Source organism: Nitrosopumilus sp. (assembly GCF_025699255.1).
Classification (GTDB): Archaea; Thermoproteota; Nitrososphaeria; order Nitrososphaerales; family Nitrosopumilaceae; genus Nitrosopumilus.
In genome coordinates this window covers 139083-158657 of record NZ_JAILWA010000001.1, presented here as the reverse complement: position 1 = coordinate 158657, position 19575 = coordinate 139083, and the positions used below count along the sequence as shown (strand labels likewise).

Here is a 19575-nt window from a genome sequence, read left to right as displayed (position 1 = left end):
TGATATGAGGATTTTCTTGTTTCTAATTCTATTATCTATTTCATTGATTTCTAGCATTGGCGTACCTGCTTTTGCTGAATCTTTTGAAATCACAATGCCTTCTGGTGCATCTGATCCTGGTGCTCCTTTCTTTTGGTCTGAGAAATCTACTGGTATCACAACCGGCGAAATTACAGTATTTCCTGATGATGTAGTTATTTGGAAAAATGCTGACATGGCATTTCATACCATTACCTCAGTTACCTCTTCTGGAGAACTTGATGGTCTTTTTGATAGTGGATTTATTGATGCAGGAAGTTCTTACCAAAGAAAATTTTCTGATCTAGGTGATTTTTACTATTTTTGTAGTCTTCATCCTTGGATGAGTGGAATAGTTCATGTGGTAAAGAATCCCGGCACTGTTCAATCAATTCACAATGTAGGTTCTGGTTTTAGTGAAAACGGGTTGGGGTTTGAAGTAAAATATATTCTGGATACCAATTTACAAAAGGCAGTTCACGTTAGTCCTGATAATCAAAGCTTAACTTTTAGAATATCTGGAACTACTGAAAATGAGCAAATTACTCTTGTTCTTCCTGAAAAATTAATTGAAAACCCAAATACTGTCTTAGTTGATGGTTCAATGACTGATTTTGAAAGTGAGATGACTTCTTCTGGCACTAAACTGATAATTCCTTTAACTGTTGATTCTTCTGAAATTAAAATTATTGGCACCAAGGTAATCCCAGAATTCGGATTTTTGGCATTAGGCATATTGGGAATTGGACTTTCTTCTGCCCTTTTTTTAACTCGTTCTAAACTGTCTATTTTTTAAACAAAATCCATAATCTAGACCCTACAAAAATTCCTACTGCTAAAATTATTGCTATTGGAACTAAAAATTGTTCTATTTCCATTAATGATATGCTGTTTCTTTCTTCTAAATTCTTTGCCTGATTGAGCATTGTTTTGATAAATAGGAGTAATTAATTCGTAATTTATTGAGTAAAAATTTAGAATCTAAACCTCACAAAAAATTTGAGAAAAAACTGGGTAGAGAATTGAAAACAATCTATGATGATATCATTAAAGAAAAATTAAAGAATAAACAACTCGACTACGATACTGTTTCATTAATTCTTGAAGTGTTTAACAAATCCAATTTTCAATGGAGGTCTGAACATTTTGATGTTTTTGATTCTTCTTCTGATATTTTTAGAGGATGTTCATTACCCAAAAATTATCGTGAATGTGTGATGTTGGGAGTTAGATTGGGAACAATGAGAGGAAAAATAATTTTTAATTTACGTGGTAATCAAATTACAGAAAAACAAAAACAAGAGATAGATGATCTAACTTGGAAATTGGTTTGGTATTCTTGGCAAGAAGCAAGAATGCTTTATGATAATCAAAACGATCAATAAATTTCTAAAAATTAAATTAATTTTGTATCTTTACACATGTAAATTATTTTGTATATTTTCAAATGAATTTTAGAATTTTTGAACACTAATTTTTTATCTTTCTTTAGATATAATCTAGTGAGAACCTCTAGTTTGGCGGCCATTAACTGAAATTGAGTTCCCCTCCGTGAAAGTTAGAACATCTGACCGCCAACTTAGACGATTTTGTTTTAGATGATAGTTTGTTTTTTAAGCTTCTTTGTAAACGAAGCAATTTTTACTTCCAGTTGATTTTGAGGCGTCTTTTCTATTAATTTTAAGTATGCACTACCTACAATTACTGCATCTGCACCTGCTTTGATGTATTTTTTTACATCTTCTGGAGTTGACACTCCAAACCCTACTCCTATTGGAATTTTTCCTTTGATTTGTTTTTTGACTTGTTTGATTGCATCTAACGTATACTTTTTAATTCCTGTTTTAACTCCTGTAGTTCCAAACACTGCAACCAGATACAAAAATCCTGATGATGCATTTGATATTTTTTGAATTCTTGATTTACTAGTGTTTGGTGAGATTAGAAATATTGTGTCTGAATTATTTTTAGCTGCTTTTAGATATTCTTGTGATTCTTCAATTGACATATCTGGAAGGATAAATCCATCAATTCCCACTTTTTTTGCCTCTGAGATAAATTTTGAATATCCTTTGTGGTACAGAATATTTGTATATGTCATGAGTACCAATGGAATGTCTGTCTCTTTTCTGATCTTTTTCACTATGTTGAAGAAATTTACTATTTTTGTTCCTTTTTCAAGTGAAATTGTGCTTGCATTTTGAATTACAGGTCCATCTGCTAATGGATCTGAAAATGGAAATCCTAACTCTATGATGTCTACTCCTCCCTTTACCAATCCTCTTATCGTTGCCATTGTTGATTTTTCATTTGGAAATCCTACCATGATGTATGATATTAGGGCCTTTTGGTTTTTTGATTCCAATTCTGTAAATTTTTCTTTAATTCTTGTCATGTTTCTTCAAATAATTTTGTACTTCTTCTATGTCTTTGTCTCCACGTCCTGAGAGTGTTACTACAATTGATTCGGATTTTTTACTTTTTCTTGCAACCTTGATTGCTTCTGCAATTGCATGAGATGATTCTAAAGCTGGAATAATTCCTTCAGTTTTTGTCAGTGTTAGAAATGCATCAATGACTTCTGTATCTGTAGCTGCATGATACTTTACACGTTTTGTATCTTTATAGAAAGAATGTTCTGGACCTACTCCTGGATAATCCAATCCTGCAGAAATACTATGAGTTTCAGTAATTTGACCTTCTTTATCTTGTAACAGATATGTCATCATTCCGTGTAATACTCCTTTACTTCCAACTGATAATGTTGCTGAGTGTTTTTTTGATTTTAAACCATGACCTGCAGCTTCTACTCCAATTAATTCTGAATTAGAATCAACTAGTGGATAGAATGTCCCTATGGCATTAGATCCTCCACCTACACATGCAATCACAGTGTCTGGTGATTTGTTGTTAATTTTTTTCATCTGTGATTTAATTTCATTTCCAATGACACTTTGAAAATCTCTGACCATAACTGGATATGGATGTGGTCCAACAGCTGATCCCAATAAATAATATGTATTTTCAACATTAGTAATCCAATCACGAATTGCCTCGTTAATTGCATCTTTTAGCGTTTTTGAGCCTGATTTAACCGGATGAACTTCGCATCCCAACATGTTCATTCGAAATACGTTTTGTTTTTGTCTTATTGTATCTCTATATCCCATGTATACTTCGGCTTTCATTCCAAGTGCTGCACATGCCATAGCAGTTGCAACTCCATGTTGCCCTGCCCCTGTTTCTGCTATGATTCTCTTCTTGTTCATTTTTTTTGCAAGAAGTGCTTGACCTAACGTGTTGTTAATTTTATGAGCTCCTCCGTGAAGCAAATCTTCTCTTTTGAGATAAATTTTAGCTCCTCCTATTTTTTCTGATAAATTTTTTGCATAGTATAATGGAGTTGGTCTTCCTGCATAGATCTTAAGGTAATGATCAAGTTCTTTTTTGAATTTTTTGTCATTTTTAAATTTTAAATAATTTTCTTCTAATTCTTCAATTGCTGGAACCAGAGTTTCTGGAATATATTTTCCACCAAATTCTCCAAATCTACCATTTTTAGGATATTTCAATACGCATTCACCAGTTTTCTTACTTGTTCTTCAATGTTATCACTTTGCATTATGCTTGATCCTATCAAAAATGCGTCAGCTCCACACTTTTTTAGACGTTGAATATCTTCTGGCGTGTTTATTCCACTTTCGGATAGAATTGGCCTTGATTTGTTTATTCCTGCAAGAATAATTTCTGTAGTTTTAAGATCTATCTCTAGAGTGTCCAGATTTCTATTGTTAATTCCAATAAGATCTGCTTTTGTGTTTAATGCATTTTCTAGTTCCTGTTTTGTATGTACTTCAAGTAAGATTTGTAATCCTTTTTTATGTCCATAATCTATAAACTCGTCAATATCTGATAGAAATTTTTGGTCATATAATGATTGAATCACTAACATGTAATCTGCTCCTATTTTCTTTGCAGCATCTATCTGAATTTTATCAATCATGATGTCTTTCATCAGCATTGGTACATCTACTGCCTCTCGTACCTTCATGAAATACTCTGGTGAGCCGTGAAATAGGTGTGGCTGGGTTAAAACTGAGAGTGCTTTTGAACCTCCTGCAATCATTTGATTTGCAATGCTTACTGGATCTGTCAAGGTTCTAATTTTTCCTAGTGATGGAGATGAAAATTTTATTTCAGTTAGTAATGTGGCATGTGGATTTGTTTTTATTATTTGCAGAAAGTCTTTGTCTGATTTTTCCAAATTTGCATCTACATCATACACCCCATCGTCAATTGCCATCTGTGAATTGTTTACTAGTTTTCTTAGAATATTTTCAGCCATTAACAATCTCCTCTAATTTTGAAATGTCTCCTGTATCTTGTACAAATTCTTTTAATAATGAAAATGCTTTACCGCTCTTTATTGTATCTAGTGCTAGTTCTAATGCTTCCTCAAAATTTTTAGAAATATTTGCAACAATTAATCCTCCAGCTGCATTGAGTGCAGTAGTTTCTATCATTGCTTCATTTGCAGTATTGTTTAACACCCCGACAAATGATCTTATTGCATCTTCTTTTGTAGTAATTTGTATATCTTGCAATGTTGATTTATGCAATCCTAATACTTCGGGATCAATTGCATTCATTAACACTTTATCTTTTTTTAATACACATACTCGATTAACTGAACTTGTGGAGAATTCATCCATTCCATCATCAGAACGGACAGTCATTATGTTTTCTGCACCTTTTCTTTTGAGTAATAATGGTAATCTGTCCAAATATTCAATTGAGAATACTCCTACTAGCTGATTTTTTACATTTGCTGGATTTGATAATGGCCCTAGAAGATTAAATGCTGTTCTTTTACCTAGTTGTTTTCTTGCTGCTGATACATGTCTCATTGCAGGATGAAATTTTTGTGCAAACATAAAGCAGATATTGTGTTTTTGCAAAATATCTGCAATCTTTGCAGGTTCTGAATTTAAATCGTATCCAAAATATTCAAAAATATCTGCACTTCCTGAAACTCCTGAACTTGACCTGTTACCATGTTTTGCTACTATTCCACCAGCAGATGCTACAACAAATGATGCAGTTGTAGATATATTGAATGTCTGCAGTTTATCTCCTCCAGTTCCACACATGTCAATTAAAGTGCCTTGATTTTTGGCCTCAACTTTGAGGGAAAATTCCTGCATTTTATCCAACATTCCTAAAAGTTCATCGTCAGTTTCTCCCTTATCTGCAAGTGATGATAGGAAATCTGTATTTTCTTTATCATTTGTTTTGCCTGATAGAACGTCTGTCATCACCTTGTTCATTTCATCATATGTGAGATCTGTTTTTTCTTGTAGTTTTGAAATAATTTCTGATATCATTTTTTTTTCTCCTTGACTTGATTGATGAAATTACCTAAGATCTTTTTTCCATCTTCTGTCATTATTGATTCTGGATGAAATTGAACACCTTGAATTAGATATTTCTTATGCTCTATTGCCATGACTTCTCCATCATCAGATGCAGTAGCAGTAACTTTGAGAACCTCTGGAATTATTGTTTTATCTCCTACTAAACTGTGATATCTTGTTGCCCTGAATGGATTTTTCACATTTGCAAATAATTTTGATTCTAAATGTTCAACAGGACTAGTTTTTCCATGTCTTACACATCCTGCATTAGTTACTTTGCCTCCAAATGCGTCAATAATTCCTTGATGCCCTAAACATACTCCGAATATAGGGATGCTTGGCCCAATATCTTTAATCACTTCAGAACACACTCCAAAATATTTTTTATCTTCTGGCGTTCCTGGACCGGGAGAAATGATTATTCCATCATAGTTTTTTTCTTTGATTTGCTGCAATGTGATCTTGTCATTTCTAATGACATCACAGTCTACTCCTAATTCTCCCAAATACTGTGCAATGTTGTATACAAACGAGTCATAATTATCAATAATTAGAAATTTCAATTTGATGCCTCCTTTAATGCTTGAAGCATTGCTCCTGCTTTGTGTTCTGTTTCTTTAAATTCATTTTTTGCAATAGAATCTGAAACTATCCCTGCTCCTGATTGCACAAATCCTTTGTCATTTTCTATGAAAATACTCCTAATTGCAATTGCAAAGTCGCAGCATCCGTTATACGAGAAATATCCTACTGCTCCGGCATATGGCCCCCTTGCTTCTATTTCTAATTCATCAATAATTTCCATTGCTCTGACTTTGGGCGCTCCTGATACTGTTCCGGCTGGAAATACTGCCTGAAATGCATCAAACATGTCATTTTCAGGCGCCAAATTCCCCACAACATGACTTACTATATGCTGAACATGACTGAATCTCTTAATCTTCATTAATGATTCTGGATGAACTGTTCCATATTTGCAGACTTTGCCAATATCGTTTCTGCCTAAATCCACCAACATTGTATGTTCTGCCAATTCTTTTTCATCGTTGATTAGTTCTTCAGATAATGCCTTGTTCTTTTCTTCGTCATCTGTGATTTTTCTAGTTCCTGCAATTGGAAATGTTTCTACTTTGTCATCTGTTATTCTAACTAACATTTCTGGTGATGCGCCGATTATTGTTTTTTTATCTTGTTTCAAGTGATACATGTAAGGTGATGGATTTAATTTTCTTAGTGTTTTATACAATGTTAGATTGTCTCCAGTAACATCAAATGTAAATTTCCTTGAAAGTACTACTTGGAAAACATCTCCGTCATGAATGTATTTTTTTGCCTTGTTTACAATTTCTGAGTATTCTTCTTCATTCATGTTAGGCGTGACTTCACTAGAGTTAAATTCTCCAAATGAATTATTTTCAATTTTTAATCTATCAAATCTGTTTTCATCATGATAAAAATAAAATAATTTCTCATGTATTTTGTCGTATAGAATTCCGTCATCATAAATCCCAAATTCCATTAGTGGTTGTGGAGAATTGTGATAATCTGAAATGTTTTCGACAAGTCTAATTGAATCATAATTTACTACTCCTACTGCTCCTCCAAGATATCTATAATTTTGATCATCTGATTTGTCTAGTAGTTTTTTTAATTCTCCAAATGGGTCTTTTGTTTGAATTGTTGTAGTCTTTTCTTTTTCAATAATTTCTACCTTGTCTAAATATCCTTTTAGAATAATTTTAGGATCAAATCCCATTACTGATGTTTCAGCTAATTCTTCAGGACCTGTCAGTGATTCAAAGAGAAATGAGTGAGAATAATTTCTTGAAATTTTATTGTAAATTTGGAATTGGTTTTCAGATAAATCTAGAGGTATTACTTTTGCTTGTTTTTTTCCAAAGGTGTCCACCCATAAACAAAATTCCGGTGGTTTATTATTTAAAGTGATTAGATTGTCTTCACTCTTTTTTTGTCGGATAATATTGATCCCTTAGGCATAAAATTATTACGGTATAGTACGGTACCTTTATAGTCTAGTTGATCGTAGAATAAACATCATGCAGGGAACACATCAAACAATTGTACAAGATATGCAGATCCTAAAAACCCAAAATAGTTCCACTTCTGTAAGTAAAGTGGAATGCTATGTTTGTGGGAAGGGGTTGCAAGATGGATGTTCTATTTCAGCTAAAACATTACCTAATGGAATAGTATTATTTTGTGATGTTCATTATTCATTATAATAATCATTTGGTCCTTTGTACCACTTTGGAATAATTTTTATCATTAAAATTCCATCATTGTTATCTATGTTGTGTGAATTGTATAGATATGGTACAATGCCCTCATTGCGAAATACAATTAATGAGTAACGGTTTTCTTAATCGTCATATTCGTACAATCCATGTAGCTGAAAAATTTATTTCAAATCTACAATGATTGGAAAGATGAGAAAAACTCTTTTGCTCCCTTTTTAGTTAATTCTTTATTTTTTGTTTGACAATAGTTGGTTGAAAATGTGCACTTTGGACACCCTCCCCAATCTTTTTCATCTTTTTGATATTTGTCTGTTGGGCAATCACAATCTTGTAAAAGAGTGAATCCTGTGTTTATTATTTTTTCAAATTCTTTGTATATTATTTTACTACATCCATTAAATCCATCTGATGAATTATCATAAAGATAAATTGTCCCTTTTTCATAATACACATCGATGTCACTTGATTCTGATTTTGTTAGAATTTTACTTGCATTGACTAAGATATGTGCAATGGTGTGAATTCTGGGGTCATTGACTATTGGACTTTTAGAATCTGAAATTGTCTTTGTGATAAACTCTGTCGGTATCGTGATGCTTACTGAAGAATGTTTTGATTTCCAATGAAAATTTCTCCATCCTGGAATATTACTGCCATTGTATCTTGCGAATTTGTCTGCTGATTCATTATAGTTTCCTTTCATGTACCCTGTAATGGTTCTATCAAGTGAAATTATTCCATATCGTAATGAGATTTTTTTAGATTTTACTTTGATCTCTCTATGAATTGCTTTACCTTCTGATGTTTGAATAAGTGATGTTTTGACAACTGGAATAGTTCTTTTTCCTTTCTCATTTGATCTTACTAGATATGCTCTGGCTCCATTTTGGGATTTTATGAGAGAATTTACTTCGTAGTTTTGTTTGTTAAAATGATAGATTGCTTTTTGATGTAATTGGTAATATCCTACTGGCACTCCTCTGGTACCAATTTTCCTTGAATTATAGTAAATGGAGATTTCTCCTGATGCTCCTCTTAGGTTAATGCTGTTTGCAAAATCAAAAAATTGTGATTTATCTGATTCATTTGATGCTTGTTTCTCAATTTCTACAGACTCTACATGTCTTTCTGAAATAATTGGATTTTTCTTGTTTATTGGGATGACGTGATCTTGTTTTAGATATTCATCAATATGCCGTGCAAAATAATGACACGCTGCATCATCTGGATCAAATACACAAATTGCATATGATTTTTGACCCATCCTTCCAGCTCTTCCAATTCTTTGAATAAATGAATCAAATTCATTTTTGAATGCCGATATCACTACATCTACATGTCCAATGTCAATGCCAAGTTCTAGCGTGGGTGTACACGATAATACATCTAGTTCCCCTGCCTTCATTTGAGATTCATACATTTTTCTATCTCTTTGATCAAGACCTCCTCTATGAATTTGAATTCTAATGCCTTCATTTGCAGATTCTACATTTGATGCAAGAAATTCTGCATCATTATGAGAATTACTAAACACAAGCTGGATTGATTTATTTTTGTAGCATATGGATGATAGCATCTCCATAGTGGTTCGTTGTCTAAATTTTCTGGGCATAATGAAAAACATGTACATATTTTGTTTTCTTCTGAACTGACTTTTGATACATGAAAAAGAATCTTCGGGTAAATCAAACATGTTTGAAAAAAATTCTTTGGAGTTATCCAAAGTTGCAGAAGCGCCTATGAACTGAACTTTATTCATGTATCTTTTCATTCTCTTTAAAACATGATATACATTTGAACCGTGAAAACTCGTGTAGGAGTGGGCTTCATCCATAACAATCAATTTTGCATTTTTGAATAATTCGTTCCATTTTTTGTCTTGTAAAATTAGATGATAGTTGATAAAATCAAAATTTGTTGCTATGATTAGAGATTTATTGTTTGCATCAGATATTATCATATCCTTGTATTCTGTGCTCTGACCTCCGTGAATTGAATATATTCCAACTTTATCTCCGAGTTTGCATTTTTGGATTAAATCCCTAATTTTTGTAACTTGGTCATCAATCAAAGCATTAAGTGGATATATCAGCAATGTGTGCACTCCTGGTGTTGTATCTTCTGAGATTTTTTGTAAAATTGGAATTGCAAAAGCTTCTGTTTTTCCAGATCCTGTGGGTGCTGAAATGATTGTATTATTTTCCTTCAGAATTTCTCTGATTGATTCTTCTTGAAATGGCAAAAATCCTGTAAATCCATATTTTACTAATCCTTTTAGGATATTTTCTGATAAAACATCTTTTAGTGATTCAATTGGGATTTTATCTGCCTCTGGTGCAATTAACCGCTCATAATGAATTAAAGCAAATGATTCTTCTTTATGTCCTTGAACAATTTCTCTGATTATACTGTCATTTTCAATTAATGATTTTGGAATTTTATTAATATCATATAGGATATTTTGAGGTATAGGGATGCTTGGTGTAGGATCTTTTATTTTTGGTTTTGAATATTTTTTAATTTCATCTGGAAAGTATTCTCTTGATTCCCTGGACCCCTCACATCTGTGTGGTTCATCCGTTCTTGAATCAATTGGAATGAATTTTCCGCTATCTGATTTGAATCCTTCATCCCAGTAAATTTCTGCGCCACATCCTTTGGAACATTGCTTTGTTCTTCCTGAATAATTTACTCCGTATGTTGGAACTTTGATTTGAATTTTTTCGGGATTACATTTGGGGCAAATCCAAGGTCCTCCTACATCCTCAAAACTTTGAACGAGTCTAGTATCGCAGTTAGAACAGAACTTCATTAATATGATTTGAGGTAAATTTGCCATTAATGAACATATGAGACTGTATTATTACCAATGAGTTGATTGGATTTATCAAACACACTTAAGACTCTGTAGTTTGTTTGAATATTATGGGATGGAAAAAGACTCTGAGTAAATTCTGTGTCATGAAAAAGGTTAGAGATAAGGCAAATGAGCCTGATGAAGAATAGTTTTCATATTTCTTGAAAAAATTATTAATTAAACATTGGAATTCTGACTATGCCCTTAGACAAAATGCCTGATTCTGAAGATTTTGCACTCACTCATAATTCTGTGGTATTGCATACTCAAGGAAAACCTGTTGCATGCATAATTGATGAAAATTCACAAGATTCAAAATATTTGTCTTTTTCTAATAATCCTTCTTTGAAGGCTAACCTGACTGGATTTTTGAATAAACATGATGAATTAGGATTGTTGATGGGGTTTAAACTGCAAATTCAAATTGATTCAAAATTTTTAGAATTTACTGTATATCCTAATGAGGAGTTCATTGATACAGTAATTTTTAACGAATCTATTTCTATAATAAATCCAAAAATGGAAAATTTGTTTTCCTTGAGAAAAATTGTAACAGATCAATTTGTAAAAACTAGATCAGAATATAATAAATTTAAAAAAATGATGACGTGATAATAATTATCCAAATCATTCAATAACTAGAATTTACTGCAATTTTTAGTGGCAAATTTTACACAAATGCTAAAGATCCGTGAGCCCGTATTATTGGATAGAGAAGATGGTCATTGGTATCAAACCAAATTTGATAAAATTTATCCTTCCATCAGCACGATTCTATCTGCTACTGCCCCTGAGCATAAAAAAAATGGTTTAGCTATGTGGAAAGAAAATGAACCCGCTCATGAATACATTACAAAACAAGCTCAAGACATTGGTACACAATCTCACAAAATGATTGAAGATTACTTGAGTAATACTTTGTCCATGGAAGACTTTGATTTATTGCCTATTGCCCATTTTCACAATCTAAAACCATTTCTTGAGAATATTTCAAATGTCACATGTATTGAACAACGAATGTATTCAGATAAACTAAAAGTTGCTGGTACAAGTGATTTAATTGCTGAATACAATGGTGAACTCTCTATCATAGACTATAAAACAAAAAGAAAACCTCAAGTTGATGAATACATGTATGAATACTACTTGCAGACCACATGCTATGCTCATATGTTTCACGAAGTTACAGGACAAAAAATTAATCAAGTAGTTATTTTAGTAAGCAGTGAAAAAAATACTAGACAAGAATTTATCAAAACATGTGATGATTATGTTCAACCTATGATGGAACGTATAGAAAAATATTATTTGAACAACTTGGACTAATTCAAGAAAGTTTTTCAAGTTTTTTATCTAGTTCTTCTACTTGCTTAGACAAATCTCTGACTATTCCATCTAATTCATCTGGCTTCTGTTTTTTTGTTTTTCCATTTGACCAATCAAGCATTGCAGATAAAATTTCCGTTGCTTGCGATACATGAGTAGCTAAATCTTTAATGTCTAACTGTTTTTTCATTTTTAAGTTATTTGGATAAATGATTAAATGGTCTGTCTCAATTAAGAACATCTCTAGCATGATGGCATCTTTCAAATCAAGCAAAAATAACCCTTTGATTGAATTTTCTAGTTTTTGATTATAGTTCAATTTTTTACAAATTTTTTGAATCATTTGTTGAAGAGTTGTGTCTTTTTCAAGCCCTTCATCCACTTTTGTCGGATTAATGATGATTTTGAGAAATTTCTTTATGGCCTCTAGATGAGAATTGATAAAAGATAATTCTGAATAGATAATAAAACTCATCATCTCACTATTTTTTGTTTCAAAAGTGTCTAATTTACTAATTAATTCATTTATTGAATGAGAAAATGATCTTCTAAATTTTATAAAATTATTAAAAAAACCTTCATCTGCATATTCTTTGTTGAATTGGATTAATCCGTTAACTTCAAAATCATCCAAAATTACTAGTGTTGCTCTGTAATTAGGCTCAAAACTCAATAATTTTTTGAATATTCTGTGAACTTAAGCTTATTGATATTTTCATTTCCATCCCTTCCATCTGTTTTTAAATTCTATTTCTTCTTTTTTTTCAATAATTTTCCTACGATTCATTTCCAGATTTTTCTTCTTATTTTCTAGTCTATTCCATTTTTTTTTAATTTCTTCTCTAAGTGTAGGGTCTTTACTACTTCGATATTCATGTTTAAGTATGGTCCATTGTTTTGATATTTCATCGATCTCATAATCTGTCGCTATCAACTTCTTAGAAATCTCTACTAATGGCTCATCCACTGATTATTTTCTCAATGATCTTAAAACTTAAGTTTTTGGTTATTTTTCATAATTGAAATTTTAAAAATTAATTTGTTATTAACTATGGGTTGATGGTGTTTACAAAGAGCGGTTTATCAAAAATACTGATTCTTTTAATATTATGAAAACTGAAAAAGAAATCAAATTACTAAAATCTGAATTAATAGAAAAATTAAAACCTGTGGATAATTCGTATTATGGATTGTCTCTTGAAAGCCTAATTGCTGATAACTAATTTGCTATCTATTGAATTCAAGATTTCTTCCATGTGTTGCTCTTTCATCAAAACAGAAATAAATTACACCTTGTCTTTTCAAATACATGGCAAACAAAATCACTGCAAATGATTTAAAAATACAACAAAGTAATTTTGTCATTATTGATGTCCGAGAGGCAGATGAGTTATCTGGGGGAGTTATATCTGACTCTGTCCATATGCCATTGGGACTATCCATTAGAAATGCAAAGAAAAAACAAATAGAAGATTTGAGAAACAAGAAAATTTGTACCTATTGTGGTACTGGCTATAGAGGAAATATTGCTGCTGATGAATTGATTAAGGAGGGTTTCGATGCAGTTACTCTAGATGGCGGATACGGTTCTTGGAATCAATCTTAATTTTTTATTCATTCCATATTGATTGAGTTTTTAACCACGCTATTAGATCCTTGTACAATTTACTTTTTTGCATGTTTAATACCCCTATCTCTAAATTTGTTGATGATTTCACTGTCTTTGTATATTTTTCATATGCTGCAAAAATAATTTTGTCTAGAAACATTTCATTTTGCATCTCTTTTTTTGCTAATTCTTCAGATTCAGTCATAGCAAAACTGGCAAATAAAACTCCGTCAACCCAATAGGCATTTGCTGCCTCTAGGGATGACATCATGCCTATTAGATCATCTAAATTGAGTTTTATCATATCTCTAACATAGATTTTATCGTATGGTTTGTGGACAAATTCTGTCATGAGTTGTAATTTTTAATTGGGTTAAAGAATATTTGGAAATTTTATAACTGGTTTTCCTGTAGTCGTTTTATGAATGATGTCGATGAATTTTCAGAACATGATATTTTTGTCACTGAATTTCCAAAACAAGGATTTGGACTAGTTGATTATCTTCAAGGTCGAGTTCATTTCTCCTTAATGGATCAAATGAAATTAATGCATAAATCTGGAATGAGTCAAGAGAAAATCAAAGAGACCATTCTTGCTAGTGTTACTGAGATTATTGACAATTTTGAGCCTGAATCAAAAAGTCCTTGATTCAAGTTTTGAAGATTCTGCCATGATGATTTTATGGCATTGACAATAGCAATTAGTATGTGGCATATCATTGTCCATTCTATACTTGCATTCTTTGGTATGTTCAACCATTGTCAATTTAGATATTTTGACTCCTCTTGATTCAAATTTATAATATTCTTAAAATCAATTTTTAGATTATTGCTTTGTAGGATCTTTACTCAAAATGTTCAGGACGTGTTCAATAATCTGTTTTTGACCTCCTTCATGTAAATCTGTTCTCACTGCATCAGAACCCATGCTAACAAATATCAAATTATTGTCCCCTAATGGAAATGTCATTCTGGTAATTTTCTCAAATGTTGCTACTGCATACAATCCATGACCTATCTTTGGAGCCAATTCGTTTCTTCCTTTCCATGCTACTGATGCTCTTTTCAAGGATGCAGCTGTTTCCTCTGGAGATAGATAATTTGTAATCCCTTCTCTGTGACTTGTAGCTAAGATATTTCCTTCATTGTCTGTGATAATACTATGTCTTATGTTGACATCCGAATCCATAATTCTCTTTAAGAGATTTTCATAGTTCATCTACTTAATTATGTTAAAATGATACTTAAGCTCTATCCAGAAAATCATATTTGATTTCTATTCTGATGATGATTTACAATCAAAATATGCTGTAATTGTATTGTTGAAATCTTCTAATAATTGTTGATCAGTAAATCCTGAATTCTCAAGCAATTTCCAAGATTTTTCAATCTCTTTTTTTAATACATGTAGTGTGCGTTTATCATCACAATGCATAATGAAATTATGATGAAATAGAATTTAATCTTTGAATTCTAGATTGTAGATTCAACAGGTATGGATATTTTTTTTCTTGCCATTTTTACAGCGATAATTCCAATGGCTGCTCCTGAAATACCCATTAATCCTAAAATCATTGCTAGAGTTTCTGAAAATTCTGGTAACAAAGTATATCCTGAAACTCCACTGAATACATAAAATTGGATATAGGCCATTCCTATCAGTGGCATACTACATATTAGAAAAACTGTTCCTACTAATCCTCCACTTATCTCCTCTCCATATTTACCAAGTTTAATTTTATCATTCATTATTGCATCCGCCACAAGCGATACACTCATTGGTATTGCAAACCATGGTAAAAATCCCCACAGTGCATTATTTGGAATTACATTTGCTGTAACATTTAGAATTAACAATCCTGCAATTGATGCACTGACCCACCCAAATTTTTTCATAGATTTTGCTGCTCCCCAGAAAATTAGTGTACCAAAAAATGGTATTGTTATACCCAGAATTGCTGCACCTACATAAGGATCTGGATTCCAGTTTATTGTTTCTCCGTTTGATATTGGCAGCCCAAATTGAAACGTAAACGCTATTACAATAAACCACAGTGCTGAAAATCCTACAGTTAATGCAGGTTTCACTGCTTTGAAATTATATGGAATTAATCTAGTTAATCCCATAATGATCCCTACTGATTGAATTAAAATTCCTGTAATCAATGTCAAGTGAGTTGGACTAAGTAATCCGTCAGTTCCAAAGAGTTCGTGCCACAAATAATCTCCTGGACCTGCAATAACTTGAATTATACTCCCAACAAAAACTAATTTTAAACCTAAAGAAAATGATTTTTGGCGTAATTCTTTATCTCTACTAATGATGCCTAAGGATGCAATTGCCGCAATTAATGAAATGCCTACTCCAGAATACAAAACAGCATGTGGCGGTGTGAAAAATGATTCAGGGGCGCCAATTGCGTGGCTAGTAATATCCCAACTCCCGCCCCAAATCTCTAAAACACTTCCAAATAATGATATGATTAAAACAATTAGAACAAATTTTACTGTTAATTTCATACATCCAGACAAAAATATTACTTTATGAATATTGTGAATTAAAAAATTAAAGCCTTAGATATTTCAAAGGCTGGTCGGTGGTATCTGCTATTTTATTCAGTTTACACCAACAATTTGGGCTGCAAATTGAATTAAAACTTGACATTTTAATCATCTGATATCAGCCAAGAAAGACCGATTGCTTCTTCCCAGTTTGTTTGATTATTGTTATCTTGCATAAAATATCCTGGTAAAATTTCTATTTAATATCAATGAACGATTTGTCAGTATAATTTCTCAGTAGCAATGAGTAGTGATTCTTTATATTGAATTTGGAATATGATTGATACCCGACCATACCTGGTGATGATTCAAATCCTAGATTTGTTTTTGAATCTCACCTTTTTCTTAATTCTGAGAATTTGCTAGTTTTTCATAATAGTATTCTTGCTTTTTCAAATCTTTTTCTGCAATAATTCTACATTTACGCATTGGAACTAGTCGTGAAATTTGTTCATATGTATTCATATCTCTGACATCTGCAGCATATGCAATTTGCAATAGTGGTGATTTTTCCTCCATCATTGGTTTTGCTTGTTCATATCCACCACTCTGTCTCATACCTGTTCTGAATAATCCTAAATGTCTGTCATTTTTTGAAACCAACGGATCTTGGTAAACACAAATTGCAAATTCATCATTATCTTTTTCAATAATTGTCAATCTGGTAAATTTATCACTCCAATCTTCTATGTCTCTGGCAATGGCTATTGCCTCTTTTTTATCTTCAAACACTGTGGATACTACCAATCTGTCTTTTTCATATGCCCAAGAAATTCCATAGAAATTGTTCTTCCAATCGATCTCTAGGGACATAAATAATTGTAAAAAAATATCAAATTAATGTTTTCTAATTCATTGATTTATGATGTTGCCATGAATTTGATAATATGCAAAATCTCTAGATAAAATAAAAATACAACTAGCATATTTTATCACATTCACATTGTCTGCTGGTAAACAAATCCTTGATTGCCTCAAATCTTGATTGGCTAATTGTTGGTTTTTGCCTGCCCACAATTTTGAATAGATTAATTCCTGTTTCGGTGCTAGTTCCTTTCAGTGCCCATGATCCATTTTTCATCTTATATGGTTGTGGATTTTTCATGAGTACTTTTTTCCTTACTTTGATATCGTATGCCTCTATTTTTGACATGTGCCATAATGACAAAATCTGTATTACATATCAAAAGTGAGTTTTTTCAAATCTATTAGCTGAAAATAAACAAAACATTACGCATAAGAGTTTTTTAAAATTATTTTTCAGGCTTGTAAAAAATTCATTGTGTAATTTTCAATGCAGTCATTTCACAATCACACTCTTCTCGTTTTCCGCAATATGGACAATTACAATCACAGTAAATCAGTGCCTGATTGCATGAAATGCATTTTGTATATTCTGCAAAATCCTCATTCAATTAGTATGCCACCCATATTGTGTATTCTCATTTTTAATTGATAAACTACTTGACAAGAATTCTAAAAATTAGTTCTATTTTTTTATCTATACTAAACATATGTTTGGAAATTCCATAATCTACCTTTTATGTCTCAAATCTAAAGTATTGTTGACGCCTTCGATTAGTGGTCTAGGCATGCTATAAACGATCACTATTCCAAGACGTTGATTATCTTTTTTTTAATAATGCGTCTTCAGGTGTTTTATCTTTGTTTGATTCCCAGTGCCAATTATGATGTTTTTTCCAATGCGTTTCTAATTCTTTGGTAGTTGGTTCTTTCCCTAATGGGGTTCCACATAACTTACACTGTATCATTTTTTATCTCAACTTTCTTTTTTCTTTTTGATTTTATAATTGGATGACATTGTGCAGGTAAATTTTCATCTTCCACATTGTAAATTCCTGCTAATTAAAATTAAGAGTTTGCATTCTGTTCTGATTCTTTATTTATGATTTTTTTAGATTTGTATTTTTCTCGTTTTCTTTTCATTTCCATATTTTTTATGGTGTATATTTTTCCTGTTTCACAAAGCTTCATCTCTCCTGTATACTCATCATGAATCGAGTCAAATAATTCACTTGCTAGTAATTCTCCTACAATACTCCATGCTGTGTCTTTTGGAATATCGAATTTGTATGATATGGTAGATACCTTGGTAAAAAACCCATTATTTGAATTTCTAATGATGAATTGTTCCACTTTTTGTTCTGTTGTTAAATTTTGTTCTCTTTTTTTGAAATTATTGTGATGTCTTTTGTCTGACATTTTTCTCAAGTCTCTGCATTTATTGTGTCTGGATCATTATTGCCTGACATGTATTTGTCACCTAGTTTTCTTTTCATTTTCTCATCAAATTCTTCTTGCAGTCTGGTGAGATATATCTCAGCTTCTGTTTCATCATCTGGAATTCCCGTATCTACGTCAAAATTAAATCCTGTTGCTAAATGATAAAATTCTTCAAAAAATTCTTTACAGTCAATTACATCTGCTTTTTCATCAATTACTGATACTAGACAATCGTTTTCAATTCTAAAATTTAGACAAATTTCTTCCTCAATCATAACATCTGCCATGACTGACATGAGATATGCCACATATTTTTTATCTAATTTACCTTCATCCTTATTTGCAATCCATAATTCATTCCCGTTCAAAAAGTTATCAAAAGTTCTAACTATCATGTCTCGAATATCTGAGTCTGGGAAAGATGACTTTGATTTCCATGATTCAAACTTATTTTTTTCAGCATACACTGCATCAAATGTCAAATTTTCGTTGAGCTGTTCAAATTCCCAAATCTCTTTGTTTGTCCACATGGGAGAATATTCTGAAATTATATTTCTAGTTGCTTGATCCAATACCTATGATATTTTTTTCTACTGTTTAATCTTATCTTGAACTAATTATTAATCCCTGATTTGAGGAACTCTAATGTACATTCAGCTAGTTCATTACTTGAGTGTTTTTTGATAGCATGTTTACAATTAGGACAAATGCCTGATTTCTCTTCATTGAATTCATCACCTACTTGCTTCATACAACATTCCATCAACTCTTCAGTTGAATGTGATTCCATTGCAAGTTTACATGTGGGGCATTCTGTCAAAGTATAACAGTTGAAAATTATTCTTATTGTTAATAAATTATATTTGATTTTTTAATGTAATTATTATGGATTTTAATCAAAGATTTCAAAATAGATTACATTGTATTTGTGATGAAAGTGTCTTTTTTGAAATTATTGAAGATATAGAATGTGATTGGGGAAATCATTTTGTTATACAATGCCCTAAATGTGAAGAATTATTTTCAGTTGACTGTGAATGTCCTGCATTTGGAAATATTTTTAATCTATCAAAAAATAATGATTTGCCTTATTCTGAAAAAGAAAAAATTGATTATTTTAAAAATTCTCATCCAAAATAATCTGTTGGCCACAGATAACTTTGGTAATCCTGTCGAATTGCATTAAGCGATTACCAAAATCCAGATATTATATGGCAATGTTGGTTATGACTAATTTCTTTTAAAATAAAAAACTATACTAAAGTTGATTTAAAAAACCAATCCAGC

At 31.7% G+C, this 19575-nt stretch carries 27 protein-coding genes; 8 read left to right on the top strand and 19 right to left on the bottom strand.

Translation table 11 applies throughout. The features are described 5' to 3' along the window. The first annotated feature begins 16 nt into the window (after positions 1–16). Both K5781_RS01110 and K5781_RS01105 read left to right on the top strand, forming a co-directional pair. Positions 17–814, top strand: coding sequence for a PEFG-CTERM sorting domain-containing protein (locus K5781_RS01110; RefSeq protein WP_297439827.1), 798 nt, complete (start codon positions 17–19; stop codon positions 812–814). Positions 815–980: 166 nt separating this feature from the next. Beyond that, the gene (locus K5781_RS01105; protein WP_297439825.1) at positions 981–1403 is read left to right on the top strand and encodes a hypothetical protein; all 423 of its coding nucleotides are present in this window, start codon (positions 981–983) and stop codon (positions 1401–1403) included. Between the two features lie 209 nt (positions 1404–1612). Here K5781_RS01105 and trpA read toward each other — a convergent pair whose 3' ends face one another. Genes trpA through K5781_RS01075 form a run of 6 tightly spaced genes read right to left on the bottom strand, consistent with a single transcriptional unit; the run spans position 1613 to position 7341 of the window. Beyond that, positions 1613–2413, bottom strand: coding sequence for a tryptophan synthase subunit alpha (trpA, locus tag K5781_RS01100; protein ID WP_297439823.1), 801 nt, complete (start codon positions 2411–2413; stop codon positions 1613–1615). After that, positions 2400–3590, bottom strand: a complete 1191-nt coding sequence (gene trpB / locus K5781_RS01095; protein ID WP_297439821.1) for a tryptophan synthase subunit beta — start codon at positions 3588–3590, stop codon at positions 2400–2402. Before trpB ends, trpA begins: the two co-directional genes overlap by 14 nt. Then, positions 3587–4363 carry an indole-3-glycerol-phosphate synthase gene (locus tag K5781_RS01090; protein WP_297439819.1) on the bottom strand — a complete coding sequence of 259 codons (777 nt, stop codon included), beginning with the start codon at positions 4361–4363 and terminating at the stop codon, positions 3587–3589. Before K5781_RS01090 ends, trpB begins: the two co-directional genes overlap by 4 nt. Beyond that, positions 4356–5402 (bottom strand): anthranilate phosphoribosyltransferase, encoded by a 1047-nt coding sequence (gene trpD / locus K5781_RS01085; RefSeq protein ID WP_297439818.1) that lies wholly within the window; start codon positions 5400–5402, stop codon positions 4356–4358. The genes K5781_RS01090 and trpD overlap by 8 nt, the downstream gene beginning before the upstream one ends. Then, on the bottom strand, positions 5399–5995 hold the full coding sequence (locus K5781_RS01080; RefSeq protein WP_297439817.1) for an aminodeoxychorismate/anthranilate synthase component II: 597 nt from the start codon (positions 5993–5995) through the stop codon (positions 5399–5401). Before K5781_RS01080 ends, trpD begins: the two co-directional genes overlap by 4 nt. Beyond that, complete coding sequence (locus K5781_RS01075; RefSeq protein WP_297439815.1) at positions 5992–7341, bottom strand: anthranilate synthase component I family protein; 1350 nt, start codon at positions 7339–7341, stop codon at positions 5992–5994. The genes K5781_RS01080 and K5781_RS01075 overlap by 4 nt, the downstream gene beginning before the upstream one ends. 148 nt (positions 7342–7489) lie before the next feature. On the opposite strand from K5781_RS01075, the gene K5781_RS01070 reads away from it, so the two are divergent. Continuing rightward, a complete protein-coding gene (locus K5781_RS01070; protein WP_297439814.1) occupies positions 7490–7675 on the top strand; it encodes a hypothetical protein in 186 nt (61 codons plus the stop codon). Positions 7676–7862: 187 nt separating this feature from the next. Here K5781_RS01070 and K5781_RS01065 read toward each other — a convergent pair whose 3' ends face one another. Next, complete coding sequence (locus K5781_RS01065; protein ID WP_297439813.1) at positions 7863–10502, bottom strand: DEAD/DEAH box helicase; 2640 nt, start codon at positions 10500–10502, stop codon at positions 7863–7865. Positions 10503–10745: 243 nt separating this feature from the next. Here K5781_RS01065 and K5781_RS01060 point away from each other — a divergent pair, with 243 nt between their 5' ends. Together K5781_RS01060 and K5781_RS01055 are read left to right on the top strand one after the other, a co-directional pair. Continuing rightward, positions 10746–11159: a hypothetical protein gene (locus K5781_RS01060; protein ID WP_297439812.1), complete on the top strand. Its 414-nt coding sequence runs from the start codon at positions 10746–10748 to the stop codon at positions 11157–11159. A 48-nt stretch (positions 11160–11207) separates the two neighbouring features. Next, the gene (locus tag K5781_RS01055) at positions 11208–11873 is read left to right on the top strand and encodes a PD-(D/E)XK nuclease family protein (protein WP_297439811.1); all 666 of its coding nucleotides are present in this window, start codon (positions 11208–11210) and stop codon (positions 11871–11873) included. A 1-nt stretch (position 11874) separates the two neighbouring features. On the opposite strand, the gene K5781_RS01050 is transcribed toward K5781_RS01055, so the two are convergent. Continuing rightward, the gene (locus tag K5781_RS01050; protein ID WP_297439809.1) at positions 11875–12546 is read right to left on the bottom strand and encodes a hypothetical protein; all 672 of its coding nucleotides are present in this window, start codon (positions 12544–12546) and stop codon (positions 11875–11877) included. A 42-nt stretch (positions 12547–12588) separates the two neighbouring features. Beyond that, on the bottom strand, positions 12589–12840 hold the full coding sequence (locus K5781_RS01045; RefSeq protein ID WP_297439808.1) for a hypothetical protein: 252 nt from the start codon (positions 12838–12840) through the stop codon (positions 12589–12591). Between the two features lie 342 nt (positions 12841–13182). Here K5781_RS01045 and K5781_RS01040 point away from each other — a divergent pair, with 342 nt between their 5' ends. After that, positions 13183–13479, top strand: coding sequence for a rhodanese-like domain-containing protein (locus K5781_RS01040; protein WP_297439807.1), 297 nt, complete (start codon positions 13183–13185; stop codon positions 13477–13479). A 4-nt stretch (positions 13480–13483) separates the two neighbouring features. Here the strand turns inward: K5781_RS01040 and K5781_RS01035 are convergent, their stop codons facing one another. After that, positions 13484–13834, bottom strand: a complete 351-nt coding sequence (locus K5781_RS01035) for a hypothetical protein (RefSeq protein ID WP_297439806.1) — start codon at positions 13832–13834, stop codon at positions 13484–13486. A 69-nt stretch (positions 13835–13903) separates the two neighbouring features. On the opposite strand from K5781_RS01035, the gene K5781_RS01030 reads away from it, so the two are divergent. Further along, on the top strand, positions 13904–14131 hold the full coding sequence (locus K5781_RS01030) for a hypothetical protein (RefSeq protein WP_297439805.1): 228 nt from the start codon (positions 13904–13906) through the stop codon (positions 14129–14131). Between the two features lie 177 nt (positions 14132–14308). Here K5781_RS01030 and K5781_RS01025 read toward each other — a convergent pair whose 3' ends face one another. The 9 genes from K5781_RS01025 to K5781_RS00985 form a co-directional block, all read right to left on the bottom strand. Continuing rightward, entirely contained in the window at positions 14309–14701 is a 393-nt protein-coding gene (locus K5781_RS01025; RefSeq protein WP_297439803.1) for a hypothetical protein, read from the bottom strand. A 57-nt stretch (positions 14702–14758) separates the two neighbouring features. Beyond that, positions 14759–14917 (bottom strand): hypothetical protein, encoded by a 159-nt coding sequence (locus K5781_RS01020; RefSeq protein ID WP_297439802.1) that lies wholly within the window; start codon positions 14915–14917, stop codon positions 14759–14761. A 38-nt stretch (positions 14918–14955) separates the two neighbouring features. Next, a complete protein-coding gene (locus K5781_RS01015) occupies positions 14956–16002 on the bottom strand; it encodes a hypothetical protein (RefSeq protein ID WP_297439801.1) in 1047 nt (348 codons plus the stop codon). A 387-nt stretch (positions 16003–16389) separates the two neighbouring features. Continuing rightward, positions 16390–16857 (bottom strand): hypothetical protein, encoded by a 468-nt coding sequence (locus tag K5781_RS01010; protein ID WP_297439800.1) that lies wholly within the window; start codon positions 16855–16857, stop codon positions 16390–16392. 106 nt (positions 16858–16963) lie between these two features. After that, positions 16964–17197: a hypothetical protein gene (locus K5781_RS01005; RefSeq protein ID WP_297439799.1), complete on the bottom strand. Its 234-nt coding sequence runs from the start codon at positions 17195–17197 to the stop codon at positions 16964–16966. A gap of 472 nt (positions 17198–17669) precedes the next feature. Beyond that, complete coding sequence (locus K5781_RS01000; RefSeq protein WP_297439798.1) at positions 17670–17816, bottom strand: hypothetical protein; 147 nt, start codon at positions 17814–17816, stop codon at positions 17670–17672. Between the two features lie 100 nt (positions 17817–17916). Next, positions 17917–18267, bottom strand: coding sequence for a hypothetical protein (locus K5781_RS00995; protein WP_297439797.1), 351 nt, complete (start codon positions 18265–18267; stop codon positions 17917–17919). 5 nt (positions 18268–18272) lie between these two features. Beyond that, positions 18273–18860, bottom strand: coding sequence for a hypothetical protein (locus K5781_RS00990; protein WP_297439795.1), 588 nt, complete (start codon positions 18858–18860; stop codon positions 18273–18275). Positions 18861–18901: 41 nt separating this feature from the next. Further along, positions 18902–19108: a hypothetical protein gene (locus K5781_RS00985; protein WP_297439794.1), complete on the bottom strand. Its 207-nt coding sequence runs from the start codon at positions 19106–19108 to the stop codon at positions 18902–18904. Between the two features lie 65 nt (positions 19109–19173). On the opposite strand from K5781_RS00985, the gene K5781_RS00980 reads away from it, so the two are divergent. Then, positions 19174–19428 carry a hypothetical protein gene (locus tag K5781_RS00980; protein ID WP_297439793.1) on the top strand — a complete coding sequence of 85 codons (255 nt, stop codon included), beginning with the start codon at positions 19174–19176 and terminating at the stop codon, positions 19426–19428. Positions 19429–19575 lie beyond the last annotated feature (147 nt).

What these genes read in the sequence shown, in the direction of transcription:
- trpA (WP_297439823.1), bottom strand. Translation starts at nt 2,413, where the DNA reads ATGACAAGAATTAAAGAAAAATTTACAGAATTGGAATCAAAAAACCAA.
- K5781_RS01090 (WP_297439819.1), bottom strand. Translation starts at nt 4,363, where the DNA reads ATGGCTGAAAATATTCTAAGAAAACTAGTAAACAATTCACAGATGGCA.
- trpD (WP_297439818.1), bottom strand. Translation starts at nt 5,402, where the DNA reads ATGATATCAGAAATTATTTCAAAACTACAAGAAAAAACAGATCTCACA.
- K5781_RS01070 (WP_297439814.1), top strand. Translation starts at nt 7,490, where the DNA reads ATGCAGGGAACACATCAAACAATTGTACAAGATATGCAGATCCTAAAA.
- K5781_RS01065 (WP_297439813.1), bottom strand. Translation starts at nt 10,502, where the DNA reads ATGAAGTTCTGTTCTAACTGCGATACTAGACTCGTTCAAAGTTTTGAG.
- K5781_RS01060 (WP_297439812.1), top strand. Translation starts at nt 10,746, where the DNA reads ATGCCCTTAGACAAAATGCCTGATTCTGAAGATTTTGCACTCACTCAT.
- K5781_RS01040 (WP_297439807.1), top strand. Translation starts at nt 13,183, where the DNA reads ATGGCAAACAAAATCACTGCAAATGATTTAAAAATACAACAAAGTAAT.
- K5781_RS01035 (WP_297439806.1), bottom strand. Translation starts at nt 13,834, where the DNA reads ATGACAGAATTTGTCCACAAACCATACGATAAAATCTATGTTAGAGAT.
- K5781_RS01030 (WP_297439805.1), top strand. Translation starts at nt 13,904, where the DNA reads ATGAATGATGTCGATGAATTTTCAGAACATGATATTTTTGTCACTGAA.
- K5781_RS01025 (WP_297439803.1), bottom strand. Translation starts at nt 14,701, where the DNA reads ATGAACTATGAAAATCTCTTAAAGAGAATTATGGATTCGGATGTCAAC.
- K5781_RS01020 (WP_297439802.1), bottom strand. Translation starts at nt 14,917, where the DNA reads ATGCATTGTGATGATAAACGCACACTACATGTATTAAAAAAAGAGATT.
- K5781_RS01015 (WP_297439801.1), bottom strand. Translation starts at nt 16,002, where the DNA reads ATGAAATTAACAGTAAAATTTGTTCTAATTGTTTTAATCATATCATTA.
- K5781_RS01010 (WP_297439800.1), bottom strand. Translation starts at nt 16,857, where the DNA reads ATGTCCCTAGAGATCGATTGGAAGAACAATTTCTATGGAATTTCTTGG.
- K5781_RS01005 (WP_297439799.1), bottom strand. Translation starts at nt 17,197, where the DNA reads ATGTCAAAAATAGAGGCATACGATATCAAAGTAAGGAAAAAAGTACTC.
- K5781_RS01000 (WP_297439798.1), bottom strand. Translation starts at nt 17,816, where the DNA reads ATGATACAGTGTAAGTTATGTGGAACCCCATTAGGGAAAGAACCAACT.
- K5781_RS00995 (WP_297439797.1), bottom strand. Translation starts at nt 18,267, where the DNA reads ATGTCAGACAAAAGACATCACAATAATTTCAAAAAAAGAGAACAAAAT.
- K5781_RS00980 (WP_297439793.1), top strand. Translation starts at nt 19,174, where the DNA reads ATGGATTTTAATCAAAGATTTCAAAATAGATTACATTGTATTTGTGAT.